Source organism: Chiayiivirga flava, from assembly GCF_014202825.1.
GTDB classification, from domain to species: Bacteria; Pseudomonadota; Gammaproteobacteria; order Xanthomonadales; family Xanthomonadaceae; genus Chiayiivirga; species Chiayiivirga flava.
This window is the reverse complement of record NZ_JACHHP010000007.1, coordinates 173,411-190,100: the sequence shown is the minus strand read 5'-3', so window position 1 is coordinate 190,100 and position 16,690 is coordinate 173,411. Positions and strand designations below refer to the sequence as shown.

At 70.0% G+C, this 16,690-nt stretch carries 10 protein-coding genes; 3 read left to right on the top strand and 7 right to left on the bottom strand.

The window, feature by feature from the left end:
- Positions 1–209 precede the first annotated feature (209 nt).
- The 4 genes from HNQ52_RS16305 to HNQ52_RS16290 all read right to left on the bottom strand — a co-directional run bounded on the left by HNQ52_RS16305 (position 210) and on the right by HNQ52_RS16290 (position 6,767).
- On the bottom strand, positions 210–812 hold the full coding sequence (locus tag HNQ52_RS16305; RefSeq protein ID WP_343059404.1) for a TlpA family protein disulfide reductase: 603 nt from the start codon (positions 810–812) through the stop codon (positions 210–212).
- Entirely contained in the window at positions 809–3,028 is a 2,220-nt protein-coding gene (locus HNQ52_RS16300) for a protein-disulfide reductase DsbD family protein (protein WP_246387890.1), read from the bottom strand. The genes HNQ52_RS16305 and HNQ52_RS16300 overlap by 4 nt, the downstream gene beginning before the upstream one ends.
- A gap of 262 nt (positions 3,029–3,290) precedes the next feature.
- Entirely contained in the window at positions 3,291–3,617 is a 327-nt protein-coding gene (gene cutA, locus HNQ52_RS16295) for a divalent-cation tolerance protein CutA (protein WP_183962279.1), read from the bottom strand.
- 102 nt (positions 3,618–3,719) lie between these two features.
- Positions 3,720–6,767, bottom strand: coding sequence for an endonuclease (locus HNQ52_RS16290; protein ID WP_183962277.1), 3,048 nt, complete (start codon positions 6,765–6,767; stop codon positions 3,720–3,722).
- 783 nt (positions 6,768–7,550) lie between these two features.
- Between HNQ52_RS16290 and groES the strand changes: the two genes are divergently transcribed.
- The 3 genes from groES to HNQ52_RS16275 all read left to right on the top strand — a co-directional run bounded on the left by groES (position 7,551) and on the right by HNQ52_RS16275 (position 11,781).
- Complete coding sequence (gene groES, locus HNQ52_RS16285) at positions 7,551–7,838, top strand: co-chaperone GroES (RefSeq protein WP_183962275.1); 288 nt, start codon at positions 7,551–7,553, stop codon at positions 7,836–7,838.
- A gap of 149 nt (positions 7,839–7,987) precedes the next feature.
- Entirely contained in the window at positions 7,988–9,637 is a 1,650-nt protein-coding gene (gene groL / locus HNQ52_RS16280; RefSeq protein WP_183962273.1) for a chaperonin GroEL, read from the top strand.
- Positions 9,638–9,885: 248 nt separating this feature from the next.
- The gene (locus HNQ52_RS16275; RefSeq protein ID WP_183962271.1) at positions 9,886–11,781 is read left to right on the top strand and encodes a TRAFs-binding domain-containing protein; all 1,896 of its coding nucleotides are present in this window, start codon (positions 9,886–9,888) and stop codon (positions 11,779–11,781) included.
- 13 nt (positions 11,782–11,794) lie between these two features.
- Here HNQ52_RS16275 and trpE read toward each other — a convergent pair whose 3' ends face one another.
- The 3 genes from trpE to HNQ52_RS16260 all read right to left on the bottom strand — a co-directional run bounded on the left by trpE (position 11,795) and on the right by HNQ52_RS16260 (position 16,687).
- Positions 11,795–13,270, bottom strand: coding sequence for an anthranilate synthase component I (gene trpE / locus HNQ52_RS16270; protein ID WP_183962269.1), 1,476 nt, complete (start codon positions 13,268–13,270; stop codon positions 11,795–11,797).
- Positions 13,271–13,574: 304 nt separating this feature from the next.
- On the bottom strand, positions 13,575–14,516 hold the full coding sequence (gene yegS / locus HNQ52_RS16265; protein WP_183962267.1) for a lipid kinase YegS: 942 nt from the start codon (positions 14,514–14,516) through the stop codon (positions 13,575–13,577).
- Positions 14,517–14,617: 101 nt separating this feature from the next.
- On the bottom strand, positions 14,618–16,687 hold the full coding sequence (locus tag HNQ52_RS16260; RefSeq protein WP_343059403.1) for an ATP-binding protein: 2,070 nt from the start codon (positions 16,685–16,687) through the stop codon (positions 14,618–14,620).
- Positions 16,688–16,690: the final 3 nt, after the last annotated feature.

Genomic DNA, 16,690 nt, shown 5'->3' with positions numbered 1-16,690 from the left:
ATGCTCACCGTCCTCAATGCGCGATGTCGCGATGAGATGCGGGCCACTGCAAGGGCATAGCACCAACGGGTCGGCGCAAGACAGTTGCTCATCCGCCCTGTCGGGCACCTTCTCCCGCAGGGAGAAGGGAAGCAGATTGCGGCGCTTCGTTTTCGCCCGTTCGCCCGGTCATCCGTACCCATGCGCCGATTCGCGCGCGCGCGGCGATATTACGGTGCCGCCCAGGCCTCCAGGCGCTCTGCGTCGAACGCGCCGAGCTTGGTCTTCATTACGCGTCCGTCCGCGTCGAGCAGCACCGAGAACGGCAGCACGCTGCGTCGGTTGCCGAGGCGCACCGAGCTGTCGCCGGGGCCGGGCTCGTCGAGCAGGATCGTGAAGGCCACCGGCGCCTCGGCCAGGAACGCAGCCACCGAGTCGGGGTCGTCCAGCGCCACGCCCAGCACCTGCACGCCGTCGGGCGGCTGCGATGCGGCAAACGCGTCGAGCAGCGGCATCTCGTCCACGCACGGTCCGCACCAGCTCGCCCAGTAGTTGATCAGCACGGGCCGGCCGCGGAATTCGCTGAGGCGGCGTTGCGCGCCATCGCGTGCGGTGAAGACGAAATCGGGCGCGACTTCGCCACGCGGCGTCACGGTCACGCCCGCCGGCAACGGCGGCGCACCCGCACCGGCCACCGTCTCGACGATGCGCTGCCCAAGCTCGGTGCGCAGCAGCGGACCCGGGCCGACCACGAACAGGCTCGCGCACACACCGGCGAGCGCGCCCATGACGCCGAGCCCGACGATCAGCGCCACCTGCGCGCCGCGGTTCACGGGGCCGTGCCCGCGAGCGCGGCGTCGATCGCGCCCTGGGTCAGCACCGTCGGCAGCACGGTTCCCGGTCCCCGCGTGTCGGCCGGCGTGTACACCACGTACAGCGGCACGCCGACCGAATCGTGCGCTTCGAGGAACCGGGTGATTTCCGGATCGACGTCGGTCCAGTCGCCTTTCATGTACACCGCATCGCGCTGCGCGAGCGCGGCGCGGAAGGCATCGGTGTCGAGCACGCGTTTTTCGTTGGCCTTGCAGGTGACGCACCAGTCCGCGGTCATGTTGACGAACACCGTGCGCCCGGCCTCGCGCAGTTCGGCAAGACGCGTCGCCGAATAGGGTTCGGTGCCGTCGGCCACCGGCACGGACGACGGCGGAGTGAGGCGGTGCGCCTGCCACAGCGGCCACAGTGCGGCCACGGCCAGCAGCAGCGCGAGCGCGCGCTGCACGCGCCGGCCGGACCAGCGCGCGCGCTCCCGCCACCACAGCGCCAGCGCCAGCAGCACCAGCCCGGCGAGCGCCCAGCCGATGGCGTCCACCCCGCGCTGCTTGCCCAGCACCCACAGCAGCCACGCTGCGGTGAGATACATCGGGAACGCAAGCAGCTGCTTGAACGTCTCCATCCAGGCGCCGGGTTTCGGCAGTCGCGTGGCCAGCGCCGGCACGAAACCGATCAGCAGGAACGGCAGCGCAAGCCCGAGCCCGAGCGCGAGGAACACCGCGATCGCAACCACCGGCCCCGACGCGAACGCAAACGCCAGCGCCGTGCCCATGAATGGCGCAGTGCACGGACTTGCAACGATCACCGCCAGCACGCCGGTGAAGAAATCGCCGGCCGGCCCGCTGCGTTCGGTCAGCGACTGGCCCATGCCGGCCCAGCCCGCGCCGATCGAGAACACGCCCGAGAGGCTCAAGCCGATCGCCGCCATCAGATACGCGAGCAGGCCCACGACCAGCGGCTGCTGCAGCTGGAATCCCCAGCCCAGCGCGAGACCTGCCTGGCGCAAGCCGAGCGCCAGCGCGCCGAGCGCGGCGAAACTCGCCAGCACGCCGAACGTGTACCACAGCGCATGCGCGCGGGCCTTCTCGCGGCTTTCGCCGCTGGCCGCCAGCGACAAGGCTTTCAGCGACAGCACCGGCAGCACGCACGGCATCAGGTTGAGGATGAGTCCCCCGCCAAGCGCAAACACGAGCGCCAGCAGCAGCGAGGTGGTGCCGATACCGCCGCTTTGCGGCGCGTTTTCGGTGTCGCGCAATTGCGCGGTGGAGACCAGTTGGTCGGCACCGGCCGCCGGCAGGTCGAGCGCAATGCGGCGCGTCATCGGCGGATAGCAGATGCCGTCGGTCTGGCAGCCCTGGAAGTTCGCCTCCAGCGTCAGCGGCCCGGCCTCGGCGCGCGAGCGGCGCAGCGCGAGCGGCACTTCGATCTGGTCGAAATACACGCGCACCTCGCCGAAATGCTCGTCGGCGTGAGCCTCGCCCGCCGGCCACGCGGGCGTCGCGAGCGCGACACCGTCGGCATCGATCAGCCGCAGCGAGGTCTTGTCGCGATACAGGTAATAGCCGGGCGCCGGCGTCAGGCGCAGCAGCAGCTCGACCGGCGAGGTGGCGATGGCCTCGAACTGGAACGCCTCGTCCTCCGGCAACGGCAGCGACTCCGTGCCGGGCGTCGCCGACGCGAGCGCACCGCCCACCTGCAGCCCGAGGCCGAGCGGCGATCCGGCCGGCGTGGCGCGTGCGGCGAGCGTGAGCGCACTCGACGCCTCCTGCGGCAGTTCGACGGTAAGCGTTTTGGTGTGCGGCGGGTAGCAGATGCCGATGTCGGCGCAACCCTGATATTTCACCTTGAACGTGGCGGTGGCGGCCGTCGCGGGCGCAACGCCGACAAGCGTGGCGGTGACTGCGCCGCGGTAGGTTTCGACCTCGCCGAAGAATTCGTCGGTTTTTTTCACTCCCGGCGGCAGGTCCAGCGGGCCGGCCTCGAAGCTCGCGTCGACGGCCTCGGCACCCATGCGGTGGCGGTAGAGGTAGTAGCCCTCGGCCACGGTCCAGGTGAACTCGATGCGATCGCGCGTCGATGCGGTGACGGAGAGTTTGTAGGCCTCGTCGATCGGCAGCAGATCGTCTTCGTCGATGGCGGCGGAGGCGGCAGCGGCGACGCCGAGGGTCAGCGCGGCGAGGAGCAGGGACTGGACGATGCGCCTCGCCCACGCCGTCAAGCCCTTCCCCCTTGACGGGGGAAGGGTTGGGATGGGGGTGGCTGTTGATCTTGCCTTGGCATGTGGCGTCCTGAGGGAACGCGTCCAAGCAGGAGCCACCCCCATCCCAACCCTTCCCCCGTCGAGGGGGAAGGGCTCAAAAGCAGCGCCGGGCCGGGATCCGCGAATCGACTCGATCCGGGGGACAGGCTGGAGCACGGGGACAGTCGCTCGAACGGCAGCGCCCGCATGGCGCGCGCGGAAGGACATCACGGACACGGGATCACTCGCTCTGGGGCTCGGTGGAGGCACGGATCCAGCCCAGGTATCGGTCCAGCCCCGCGGTCGCTTCGACCGCCACGATCTCGGGGAGTTCATACGGATGCGACAGCAGGATGTGCACCTTGATCTCGTCCAGGCGCGAGGCCGTGGTCTTGATCACGATCGGCACCTCGTCGGCCTGCTCGATGGCGCCGTCCCAGCGGTAGATCGACTGCACCGGCGTGCCGATGCTCACGCACGCCGCGAGCCGCTGCTCGACCAGGCTGCGCGCGATGCGCTCGGCCACGGCGGCGTCGGGGCAGGTGCAATGGACGAACAGAACGGTCATGGACCACCGGGTCGAAAGCGGGGCCGGAAGCCTAGCAGACCCGCAAACGACGACGCCCGGCGCGAATCCGCGCCGGGCGTCGATGCATCGCTGCGGCGGCGCTCAGTCCTCGAAGCCGTCCGCGAAGATGGCAAGACCCGGCTGCGTCGCCGGCCGCACCGTCAGCGCGAAGTCGAGCTGCGCGCTGGCGATGCCGTCGCTGGCGCTCACCGTCACCGTGTACGGGCTGGCGTCGGCGCTGCCGTCGGCCGGCGTGCCGGAAAGGATGCCGGTGACCGGGTCGAGCACGAGGCCGGCGGGCAGGTTGGCCGCGGTGAAGGTCAGGGTATCGCCGTCCGGATCGCTGAAGGCAACGCCCAGATCGCGCAGCGCGATCGCCGCGCCTTCGGTCGCTTCGAAATCCTCCAGCGTGCCGACGGCTTCGGGCGCGCCGTTGGTGGTTTCGTCGATGTCGGTGAGGTTCACCGTGATGGTTGCGACGTCGCTCTGCGGCGGCAGACCGTTGTCGGTCACCGTCACGCCCAGCACGAACTGGGGCGTGGTTTCGAAGTCGAGCGCCGCGGCATTGGCCACGGTGATGTCGCCGTCGGCATCGATGGCGAACGCGCCGCCGGTGTTGCCCGAGGTGATCTCGAACGTCAGCGCGTTGCTCTCCGGATCGTTCGCGGCCACGCTGCCGACCACGGTGCCGAACACGCTGTTTTCCGGCAGCGAGAACGTCGCATCGTTGGCTGCGGGCGCGTCGTTGACGCACGACACCGTCAGCGCCACGTTGGCCACGGCCGAGTTCGACGTGCCGTCGGACGCGCGGTAGGTGAATGCGTCCGGACCGCAATAGTCGGCCGACGGCGTGTAGAGGAAGCCGCCGTTGGCCACCAGTTGCAGGGTGCCGTGCGCGACGTTGCCCACCAGCACCGCGGTCAGCGTCGCCGCTTCGGCATCGGTGTCGTTGGTCAGCACGCCGGGAGCGTTCACCGTGAGCGTCGTGTCTTCCGTGGCGGCGTAGCTGTCGTCGTTCGCCACCGGCGGCAGGTTGCCGGTGCCGATCTCGCACAGCGTCGGAGTGCTGGAGGTGAACAGCGCCTCGGTGCCCCACTCCGGATGGTCGATGAAGGGATTGCGGTTGCCCTGGAAGCCGAAGATCACTTCGTTGCGTTCGAGTTCGCCCGCGTCCGGCGGATCGGCCTGGTGCCAAGCGATGAGCGTGGACAGGATGCCCATGTAGGCCGGATCGGACGCATCGGTGCTGGTGTTGCCGACGATCAGCGCGCGGTTGTTGGTCAGCTCCAGCTGCGGCTCGCCGCCGCCATCGCCTTCGTAGCGGATCGCCATGTACATCACCGCGCGCGCGGCGTCGCCCTTGCGCCCGGCCCACACCTCGTAAGTGTCGCCGGTGAACCAGTTCGAGTTGCCCGGGTACACGCCGGAGCCGCCGCCCACGCCGTGGTTGAGCAGCGTGGTCTGCTCGCTGCAGCCCGGGCAGTTGTCGTACGGGGAATTGCCGCGCGTGGAGTTGTAGCTCGTGTTGGAGGCATACAGCATGTGCGTGTCGGTGTACGCACCCGGCGAACCGCCCGGGAACCCGAGCGAGTTCGGCCAGGTGTGTTCGCGGTTGTAGGCGCCGGTGCCGCCGCTGATCTTGGTGTACGACTCGTTGCGGTAGATGTCGAGCACCTTGCCCGGATCGACCGGATCCTCGTCGGCGAGGTTGAGGATGTCCCAGGTGTCGGTGCTGCTGGAGGTGTACGGGTACGCAGTGTGGTCGTCGATGATGTTGTGCAGCGTGCAGCGCAGCTGGCCCGGGCTCGAGGTGTTCACCGTGGCGTAGTAATCGCCGGTGTTGCTGTCGCTCACGGTGAACTGGATCACCGTGTCGGCAAGCGGATGCGCGCCTTCGCTGTCGCTCACCGCATCGGCGTCGACGGTGAAGGTGCAGGCCTCGCCTGCCACGAGCGCGGTGCCGGTGTCGATCGAGAACGTGGTGCCGCTGGTCGCGTACACGAGCACGATGCCGCTGGTCTGCGCGCAGGCGAGCGCGAATGCGCCGGGCGACAGCGTGACCGGCTCGCTGAACGTCACGCCGAGGTCGCCGGCGGCCGGGAACGTGGTGGAGCCGTCGAGCGGCTGCGTGGCCGTGACCGTCGGCAGCACGTTGGCCGGCGGCGCGACGGTGGTGAACGCGATCGACGTGACGCCGGCGTAGGCATCGACGTCGCCGTCCTGGTCGGCGATGAGGCCGGCGTCGAGCGCCAGCGTGCAGCTCGCGCCGATCGGCAGCGTGGCGGCCGGGTCGAGCACGTAGCTCGTCGGACCGCCGCTCACCGTGACCGACAGCGCACCGCCGCCGCAGCTGAGCGTGAACCACGCGCCGCTCACCGTCACCGGCTCGGAGAACTGCAGCGTGAGGTTGGCGCTGGCGGAAAAATCGTTCGCGCCGTTGGCGGGCACGCTGCCCGCGAGCACCGGCGGCACGTCTTCGGCGGTGCCGAACACCACGTCGTCGATGGCCAGTCCATCGTCCGCGCCGGAGGCGTTGAAGTCGATCCAGCGGATCCAGAACGTCGCGCCCGGCGCCAGCGCGAGGCCGGCGATCGCACCCTCGATCGCCGTGCTGTTGGCCGCGAGGTTGCCGTCGAGCGCACCGACCGAGCCGCCGGACACGGGCGCGACGAAATCGAGCGTGTCCACATCGGTCCAGGTGCCGTCGCCCAGACTGGTGGCGTCGGTGCTGTACTGGAAATCGAGCCGGTCCACGCGCGCCGTCGCACCGAGGCGCCACTGCTCGCCGATGTAGGCGATCGGCAGTTCGGACAGCGTGCCGCCGGTGTCGTTGCGCAGCTGCGCGCCGAACATCGGTACCAGCGAGCCGGACTGGATCGCGCCGAGCGCGCGCTCGGCGCTGCTGCCGGTGCCGAAGCTGTAGGTGTTGCCGGCGTTGCCGCTGCCGTCGCCCGCGGCGTAGCTGTCGTTGGCATTGTCGTCCGACTCCAGCAGCGCCCAGCCCGCGGGCAGGACGTTGCTGGTGCCCGTGGCGGCGAGCGAGTCGAAGTCCTCGACCGCGCCGGAGGTGGTGATCGAAACCTGCGCCGAACCCAGCGCAGGAAAAAGCAGTGCCAGCACGGCCAGGCCGCGCGCGTGGAAAACGCTCATGAGAAGACCCCGGAATCGCAACAAAAATGTCTGCCAGCCGATCTGCGTCGACTGAGCTGCAAGTCTACCAACTCGCGTATGTCGGCCCCGCGACAGCCCGGGCACGCTGCGACGAACCGAGCCCGAAGCACGGAAATGCTGGCGTTCTGCACGAAACACCCGGTGGTCGCAGCCTGGCGGAACGGCACGTGCCCGCGCGCACTGCCGACCCGGGAACGCTCGAAGTCGCCCTGTCCCGTCGTCCGGGCAAAGGCACACTGCTCGGGGTAGCTCGGCCCCATCCCGTCGTCCCGGCGAACGCCGGGACCCAGCGACTTTTTTATTTGCGCCGCAAAGGCCGAGCGAACCAACAACGTCGCTGGGTCCCGGCGTTCGCCGGGACGACGAGACTGAAGACTCCCGACTCCGACCTGTCCGCAGCCGCGCCACGACGACACGACGGGGAACGGATCAGGACTTCCCCCGCACAGCACTGCGCGTTCGAACCGTCGCCCACTGCGAGGCCCGGCGTTCCCCGGCCACACGCCCGGGTTTCGCAGCGAGCTCCCCGGCAGGCGGCATGGCGATGGCGGGCCGCGCCCGGAGGACGGCGGACGCCGCACGTCCAGCCGACACACCGCACGTCCCAACCCTTGAAAGCCCGCCCGCCGACCGCACTCAGTGGCCAGCGCCGGCCGGCTCGCACAGCGGCGAACTTGTCGGCTAGAATTGGCACTCACCCAGCGTGAGTGCTAACAACCCGTTGGCATCCCCGTCAATCAACAGCTTGGAGAGAGACACCCCATGAACCTGAAGCCGCTGCACGACCGCGTGATCATCAAGCGCCTCGAAGCCGACACTGTTTCCGCGGGCGGCATCGTCATTCCGGACTCGGCCACCGAGAAGCCGATCAAGGGCGAAGTCGTCGCCGTCGGCGCCGGCAAGGCGCTCGACAACGGCACGGTCCGCGCGCTCACCGTCAAGACCGGCGACAAGGTGCTGTTCGGCAAGTATTCCGGCACCGAAGTGAAGGTCGACGGCACCGAATACCTCGTCGTGCGCGAAGACGACATCTTTGCGGTGATCGGCTGAGCCGATCGAGCGCGTGATTCGGGATTCGTGATTGGTGATTCGTAAGAGCCAAGGCCGCGGCCCGCTCCGAGTCCCTCACGTCCCCGATCACCTGCTCTAACGAATCACGAATCACGAATCCCAAATCACGAATCCCGGAGTTTCATCCCATGGCAGCCAAAGAAATCCGTTTCGGCGAAGACGCGCGCACCCGCATGGTCCGCGGCGTCAACACCCTCGCCAATGCCGTCAAGGCCACCCTCGGTCCGAAGGGCCGCAATGTCGTGCTCGAGAAGAGCTTCGGCGCCCCCACCATCACCAAGGACGGCGTCTCCGTCGCCAAGGAAATCGAACTGGCCGACAAGTTCGAGAACATGGGCGCGCAGATGGTGAAGGAAGTCGCGTCCAAGACCTCCGACATCGCCGGCGACGGCACCACCACCGCCACGGTGCTCGCGCAGGCGCTTATCCGTGAAGGCATGAAGGCCGTCGCGGCCGGCATGAACCCGATGGACCTCAAGCGCGGCATCGACAAGGCCGTCACCGGCGCCGTCGCCGAGCTCAAGAACATCAGCAAGCCTTGCTCCACGAGCAAGGAAATCGCCCAGGTCGGCTCGATCTCGGCCAACTCCGACCAGAACGTCGGCGACCTCATCGCCAAGGCGATGGACAAGGTCGGCAAGGAAGGCGTCATCACGGTCGAAGACGGCTCGGGCCTGGAGAACGAGCTGGACGTGGTCGAAGGCATGCAGTTCGACCGCGGCTACCTCAGCCCGTACTTCATCAATAACCAGCAGTCGATGTCCGCCGAGCTCGACGATCCGTACATCCTGCTGCACGACAAGAAGATCTCCAACGTGCGCGAGCTGCTGCCCGTGCTCGAAGGCGTGGCCAAGAGCGGCAAGCCGCTGCTGATCGTCGCCGAGGAAGTGGAAGGCGAAGCGCTCGCGACGCTGGTGGTCAACACCATCCGCGGCATCGTCAAGGTGTGCGCGGTGAAGGCGCCGGGCTTCGGCGATCGTCGCAAGGCGATGCTCGAAGACATGGCCATCCTCACCGGCGGCACGGTCATTTCCGAAGAAGTGGGCCTGTCGCTCGAGAAGGCCACGATCAAGGATCTGGGCCGCGCCAAGAAGATCCAGGTCTCGAAGGAAAACACCACGATCATCGACGGTGCGGGCGAGGGTGAAGGCATCCAGGCGCGCATCAAGCAGATCAAGGCCCAGATCGAGGAAACCTCGTCCGACTACGACCGCGAGAAACTGCAGGAGCGCGTTGCCAAGCTCGCCGGCGGCGTGGCCGTGATCAAGGTCGGCGCGTCCACCGAAATCGAAATGAAGGAAAAGAAGGCGCGCGTCGAAGACGCCCTGCACGCCACGCGTGCGGCGGTGGAAGAAGGCGTGGTCCCGGGCGGCGGCGTGGCCCTGGTGCGTGCGCTGGCGGCCATCAAGGATCTGAAGGGCGCCAACGAAGACCAGAACCACGGCATCACCATCGCCAAGCGCGCGATGGAAGCCCCGCTGCGCGAAATCGTCATCAACTGCGGCGAAGAAGCCTCGGTGGTGCTGAACGCGGTGGCGGCCGGCAAGGGCAACTACGGCTACAACGCGGCCAGCGGCGAATACGGCGACATGGTCGAATTCGGCATCCTCGACCCGACCAAGGTCACCCGCACCGCGCTGCAGAACGCCGCCTCGATCGCGGGCCTGATGATCACGACCGAAGCGATGGTCGGCGAAGCCCCGAAGAAGGACGAACCCGCCGGTGGCCACGGCCACGGCGGTGGTGGCATGGGCGGCATGGGCGGCATGGATTTCTGATCCAGCCGTCGTCCGCGACACCCGCAGCACAAGGAAGCCCCGCAGCGATGCGGGGCTTTTTTTGCTCTGCCGCCAGCGTCGCCGAGACGGCGCCGCGATCCGCGACGATGGGCGGCCCCCGCCAGACGGCCCGCGTGCGGCGATGCCCGACGACGCCCCGCGCGGACTCGGCGATGCCGGACGCCGTGGCGCAGGGGCCTACCCGGCGGGCACACTGATGCCCCCACAGCCCCTGCCCGGTGCCAGCCATGCCTGCCGCGACCCTGCGCGATGTGCTCGACGCCTGGACCGGCTACGCCGACGCACGCCGCAGCCCGGCGCCCGACGAACGCCTGCGGCTGGCACGTTCCGCGCTCGACCTCGGGCATCCGACGCTGGCCTGCGAGATCCTGCGCGAACCGATGCGTCGGGACGACGTCGACCCCGTGCTGCGCCATCTGGCCGCGCTCGCGCATGCCCGCATCGGCGACTACCGTCAGGCCGCGGCGACGATCGCGCCGCTGCTCGACGGCGACGTGGCGGGCACGGCGGCCGTGGACGCGCGTGCGCTCGCCGGGCGCATCGCGAAGGACCGCTGGGCGCGCCTGCCCGCAGGTCCGGCGCGCGATACCGCGGCGGCCGAGGCACTGCGGTATTACGGCGAAGCCTGGGCCGCATCGCACGATCCGTTTCCCGGCATCAACGCCGCCACCCTGCTGCTGCTCACCGGGCAGCCCGATGCATCCCGCGCGCTCGCGCGCGCCGTGCGGGACGCCGTGCCGGATGCGACCGACGCACCGACGCACTGGCGCGAGGCGACGCTCGGCGAAGCGGCGCTGTTGCTCGGCGAGGACGCGCGCGCCGCGGGTCACTATGCCGCCGCGGTGGCCGCGGCCGGCCGCCACGTCGGCCACGTGGCGAGCATGCGCCGCCAGCTGCGCCTGCTCGGCGAGGCGATCGACATACCTGATGCGGTGAATGCGGCGCTGCACGTGCCGTCGGTGCTGGTGTTCACCGGGCACATGATCGATCCGCCGTGGCAGCACACCGCGCGTTTTCCGCCCGCCCTCGAAGCGGCCGTCGCGGCGCGCATCCGCGAGAGCGTGCGGCGGCTCGGCGTCGGCTTCGGCTACTGCTCGGCCGCATGCGGCGGCGATCTGCTGTTCGTCGAGGCGCTGCTCGAATGCGGCGCCGAGGTGCACATCACCCTGCCGTTCGATCGCAACGATTTTCTCGCGACCAGCGTGGCGTTCGCGGGCGAGCGCTGGATCGCGCGCTACCGCAATGCGCTGCTGCGCGCGACCAGCGTCACGCAGGGCGTGCGCGAGCGGTTCCTCGGCGACGAGGAGCTGTTCGGCTACGCCGCGGCGCTGATCCACGGCGGTGCGGTGCTGCACGCGCAGCAGCTCGACACCGATCCGACGATGCTTGCGCTGGTCGACGCCGACGCCCCCGGCGGCCCCGGCGGCACGCGCGACACGCTGCAGCGCTGGGATGCGCACGGTCTTGGCAGCGAACGCATCGACCTGGCGGCGTTGCGCCGCGCGCACCCGCACGCGGCGGCGCCGGCGGCGACGCGCGCGCCGCGCGATCCGGTGACCCTGCGCGGCACCGCGATGCGGCGCAAGGTCCGCACCATGCTGTTCGCCGACATGGTCGGCTTCAGCAAGCTCGGCGAGGAGGACACGCCGTCGTTCCTGCTCAATTTCATCGGCGCGATCGCCCAGATCGTGCAACGCAGCCCGCACCAGCCGGCGTTCGTGAACACCTGGGGCGACGGCCTGTTCCTGGTGTTCGACGAGGTGGTCGACGGTGCCCGGTTCGCGCTGCAGCTGCGCGACGAAGTGGAGCGCACCGACTGGCCGTCGCAAGGCTTGCCGTCGGGCACCAGCATCCGCATCGGCATGCACACCGGCCCCGTGTTTCCGGCGCACGATCCGATCCTGGGCCGCGCGAATTTCTTCGGTTCGCACGTGATCCGCGCCGCGCGCATCGAACCGGTGGCGGCGCCGGGCGCGGTCTACGTCAGCGCCGAAACCGCCGCCCTGCTCGCGGCCATCGGCGGCCACGGCCTCGCCACCGACTACCTCGGCCTGCTGCCGCTGGCGAAAGGCTACGGCAGCGGCGCGCTCTACCGCCTGCGGCGCAGCGACGAGGCCGAATGAGCCCGCGCCCGCCCTACAGCCCGCCTGCCGCCTGCGCGACGGCGCGGAACAGCGCCCTGCCCTTGTTCATCGTTTCGTCCCACTCTTTGGCGGGATCGGAGTCGTAGACGATGCCGGCGCCGGCCTGCACGTGCAGGCGGCCGTCCTGGATGACCGCGGTGCGGATGGCGATGGCGGTGTCGGCGTCGCCCCACCAGTTGATGTAACCCACGGCGCCGGAGTAGATGTTGCGCTTGATCGGTTCGAGTTCGCGGATCACTTCCAGCGCGCGGATTTTCGGGGCGCCGCTGACGGTGCCGGCGGGGAACGTGGCCTTGAGCACGTCGGCATAGCTGAGGCCGTCGCGCAGCTGGCCGGTGACTTCGGAGACGATGTGCATGACGTGGCTGTAGCGTTCGATGACGAACTGTTCGCCCACCTGCACGGTGCCCGGTTTCGACACGCGACCCGCGTCGTTGCGGCCGAGGTCGATCAGCATCAGGTGCTCGGCGCGTTCCTTCGGATCGGCGAGCAGTTCGGCTTCGAGTGCGAGGTCTTCTTCGTGCGTGGCGCCGCGTGGGCGCGTGCCGGCGATGGGGCGCACGGTGACGGTGCCGCCCTGCTGGCGCACGAGGATTTCCGGTGAGGAGCCGACGATCTGCGTTGCGCCCAGATCGAGGAAATACATGTACGGCGACGGGTTCAGCGCGCGCAGCGCGCGGTAGACGTCGACCGGGCGCGCGCGGAACGGCACCGAGAGGCGCTGCGAGAGCACCACCTGGAAGATGTCGCCGGCGCGGATGTATTCCTTCGATTTCTCCACCGCGGCGATGAAGCCGTCGCGGGTGAAGCCGGAGACGAAATCGGTTTCGTCGAGCGTGGAGGGGTCGAGCACGTCCGGGTAACTCGCGCCGGCGTGGCGCAGGCGATGCACGAGGGCGTCGAGGCGGCGCTGCGCCTGCGCGAACGCGCGCGGTTGCGCGGCTTCGGCGTGCACGATGAGGTAGAGGCGGCCCTTGAGGTTGTCGAAGACGGCCACTTCGTCCGACAGCAGCAGCAGGATGTCGGGCGTGCCGAGCTGGTCGGGCTTGTCGGTGGTGGCGAAGCGCGGCTCGATGTAGCCGATGCTTTCGAAGCCGAAGTAGCCGACGAGGCCGCCGGTGAAGGCCGGCAGGCCGTCGATCTTCGGGACGTCGTGCGCGGCGCGCAGGGCTTCCACTTCGGCCAGCGGGTCGGCCACGTCGCGTGTTTCGATGGCCTCGCCGAATTCGCGCACGGTGAGGGTGTGGCCGCGGAATTCGTAGCTGCGTTTGGCGGGCAGGCCGATGATCGAGTGGCGGCCCCAGGTTTCGCCGCCTTCCACCGATTCGAAGAGATAGGTGTTCGGGCCGTCGGCGAGTTTGAGGTACACCGACAGCGGCGTGTCGAGGTCGGACAGCACCTCGCGCACGACCGGGATGCGGGTGTGGCCGGCGGCGGCGAGTTGCGCGAAGGTGTCGGCGGTGATCACGTGAGTGTGGGCGAGGCGCGGCGGAACAGTATGCCAGTGGCGTGAGGCTGCGTTGCTTCGTCGGGTTGCCGCGCCGTCGTGTGCGGCCTTCCTTCTCCCGCTGGAAGAAGATGCCGGCGGACGAGGGCGGCACATTCGTTGCGTCCGAGTCTTGAAGCGTGCCGAATCGCCTGCCCGGAATGACGTCTGACCCTGACAGGTGGCTCCCTCATCCGCGCTGCGTTCGGCCGGCGGTAGCCGCCTCACCCTGTCTCCCGCATGGAAACGGAAGGCACACGAGCGCGGCGGGGCGAACGCGTCGTCGTCAGTCGTTCGCGGCACCACGCAGCAGCGGGCACGTCGGCGGCAGATGCATCCGCACGCGCGCCGGCGCGATGTCCACGCGCAGGTGGGAAACCTCGTTCGGCTCGCCGTCCAGGTTCAGCGCGAGACCCGCGTCGGCTTCGAGTTCCAGCCAAGGCAAGCGCGCGCGCACCGCGTTCTCGATCATCTGCTCGCGCCCCTGGGTGAGGAGCGCGCCGAGCACGGCGCCGAGTCCGCCTTCGCCCGGTGGCGGCACGATGGTGAGATCGAACAGGCCGTTGTCGATGTTGGCGTCCGGCGCGAGCACGTGCCCGCCGCCCGCCTGCCGGCCGTTGGCGATGGCCAGCACGAGGAATTCGCCTTCCCAGCGGAAGTCCGGTCCGCGGAACCGGCCGGCGGCGGCACGCATGCTGGCGAAGCGGGTCAGCCCGGTGATGAAGTAGGCGGCACCGCCGAGCGCCTTTTTCAGCGCGGGATCGGTTTCGGCCGTGACTTCGGCACCGAATCCGCCGGTCGCCACGTTGACGCACCAGCGCGGCGGTCCGCCGTCGATCGTCACGCGCAGCAGATCCACCGGCACGGCCGGCGCCGCGCGCAGCAGCGCGAGCGCGGCATCGGGTTCGTCGGGAATGCCGCAGGCGGTGGCGAAATCGTTGGCCGTGCCGAGCGGCAGCAAGCCGACCGCCGGCAGCGCGTCGGCGCCGCGCTCGGTCGCCGCGAGGGCGGTGCAGACTTCGTTGACGGTGCCGTCGCCGCCGGCGGCGACCAGCGTGCCGATGCCGTCGTCGATGGCTTCGGCCACGTAGCGCGCGGCGTCGCCGTGTTCCCACGTGACCCGCACGTCGATGGCGGTGCCGCGCTGGCGCTCGGCGAGGACGGCGGCACGCACGGCCTCGTCGCCCGCCGATTTGCCGTTGAGGATGAGGCGCAGCGAGGTAGTCATCGCGCGAGTGTATGCGCGCGCGGCGCCGCCGGGGTGACCGACGCAGTGCAACGACCGCGGCCGCAACGCGCGGCCAGGGGGACGGAAGCGCTGGCAGGCGCTCAGCGCGCGCGCGGCATGCCGCGCAAGGTCAGGCGGAATTCCACGCCGCCGCCCTGCGGCAGGTTGCGCGCGCGCGCACCGCCACGGTGCAGTTCGGCCACCAGGCGCACGATCGACAGCCCGAGGCCCAGATGCGGCGTGCCGTCGCCGCGCTGCGAGGCGCCGCGCACGCTGACCAGCGAATTGAACAGGCGCTCCTGCATCGCGTCGGGCAGCGCTGGCCCGGCGTTGGCGACGGCCAGCACGGCACCGTCGGGCGACGGCGCCAGCGCCAGCAGGATCCAGCCGTCCGCCGGGCAGAAGCTGCGCGCGTTGTCGACGAGTTTGTCGAGCGCCTGTGCGATCAGCTCCGGCGCGCCGTGGAACGGCAGCGGCGCGGCCGGCAACAGCAGCTTGAGCTCGCGCGTGCCGAGCAGCGGACGGTAGCCGTCGGCGCAGCCCTCGAGCAGGGCGCGCAGGTCGAAGTCCTCGGCGTCGGCCGACGCGATCGCGCGCTCCATGCGGCTGGCTTCGCTCATCGCGCGCACGATCGCGCCGAGCCGGTCGACGCCGTCGCGCGCGCGGGCGACGTACGTCGTGGCGTTGGCCGACAGCGCTTCGGATTCGAGATTCTCGAGCGACGAACGCACCACGGCCAGCGGTGTGTGCAGTTCGTGCGAGAGTTTGCCGGCGAGGCTGCGCAGGTAGTCGGTGTAGGCGTTGACCTCGTCGAGCAGCTTGCCGAAGCTGCGCGACAGGTCGCCGAGTTCGTCGTTGCTGGCCGAGCGCGGAAACGGATCGGCCGCGGTGCGGCCTTCGCGCGTGGAGGCGCGCTCGGCCGCGACGCTCAGATGCCGGATCCGCGAGCTCAGCCGACCGGCAAACGCAAACAGCACCACGCCGACCACCAGCATCGCCAGCACCGTGGCCAGCATCAGTCCCGACAGCGCCTGGTTGGTCAGCAGCAGCGCGTCGCTCGGCCGCTCCAGCAGCAGCGCGCCGCGCACCTGCCCGGCCACCCGCACCGGCGCGGCCGTGACGAGCAGCAGGCGACGCCCGTCGTCGAGGCTGCGCCACGCCGAGGCGGGCTTGTCGCCGAGCGCCTGCCAGATTTCGCCCGAATCCAGACGTGCGGCGGCAAATTCGTCCTGCGGCGCAGGCGCGGTGCGGCCGGCCAGCAGGCGATACAGCCAGCGCCGCCAGAACACCGGCTGCTGCTGCGGCGGCAGCGCGGCGAACGCACCGGCGCGCGCGAGCACCCAGCCTTCGGTGTGCAGCAGGCGGGCGCGCATGCCGTCGGGCAACAACTGCGCGAGCGTGGTGTGCAGCGCGGAGGACGGTTCGATCAGTGGCCACGGATCGATGCCGTCCGCGCTGCCGCTGCCGACGCGGCGCGGCGCGGCGGCGGGGTCAGAAAAATCGAGCATCGCAAGGCCCATGCGGCGCGGTCGCATGGCCTGCGGGAAGCGCAGCTCGATGCGGTAACCCGCGCTGTCCTCCTGCCACTCGCCGAGCAGGCGCGGCGCGGTCCCGCCGTCGACGTCGACGACGATCAGCGGCCCCGGCGCCGCGCTCGCCAGGCGCAGCCGCTGGGTGGACCCGCCGAAGTCGAGCACGAGCTGCACCTGGTCCGCACGCGCGGCCTGGCTCCAGTGCGCGTCGGCGCGCACGCGGCTGCTGTCGTCGACGGCGATGAACAGGTGCAGCGCACCGTTCGACTGCGCCAGCGCCACACGCAGGCCCGGTGCGACCGTCTGCGGCGCGATGCCCTGCAGCTGCCACTCCTCGTCGTATCCATCGAGCGCGAACGGCTGCGTGGCCGCATGCACGAACCAGCCCGGCCCCGCCGGCGGCAGCGCATCGGCCCGTGCCGCGACGGCACGCGCCAGCGCCTCCGCCGATGCCAGCTGCGCCTGCGCCTGGCCCTCGCGCAGCAAGGCTTCGAGCTGGCGCACGAGCAACCAGCCGGCGATCGGCAGCACCAGGGTCGAGAGGGCCAGCAGCAGGAGCTTGTTGCGCAGGGACATGCCGGGACGACGGCGCGCGTCGGGTGCGGGAGTGTCGGCACTGTAGCCAATGTGTTCGTTCACGGG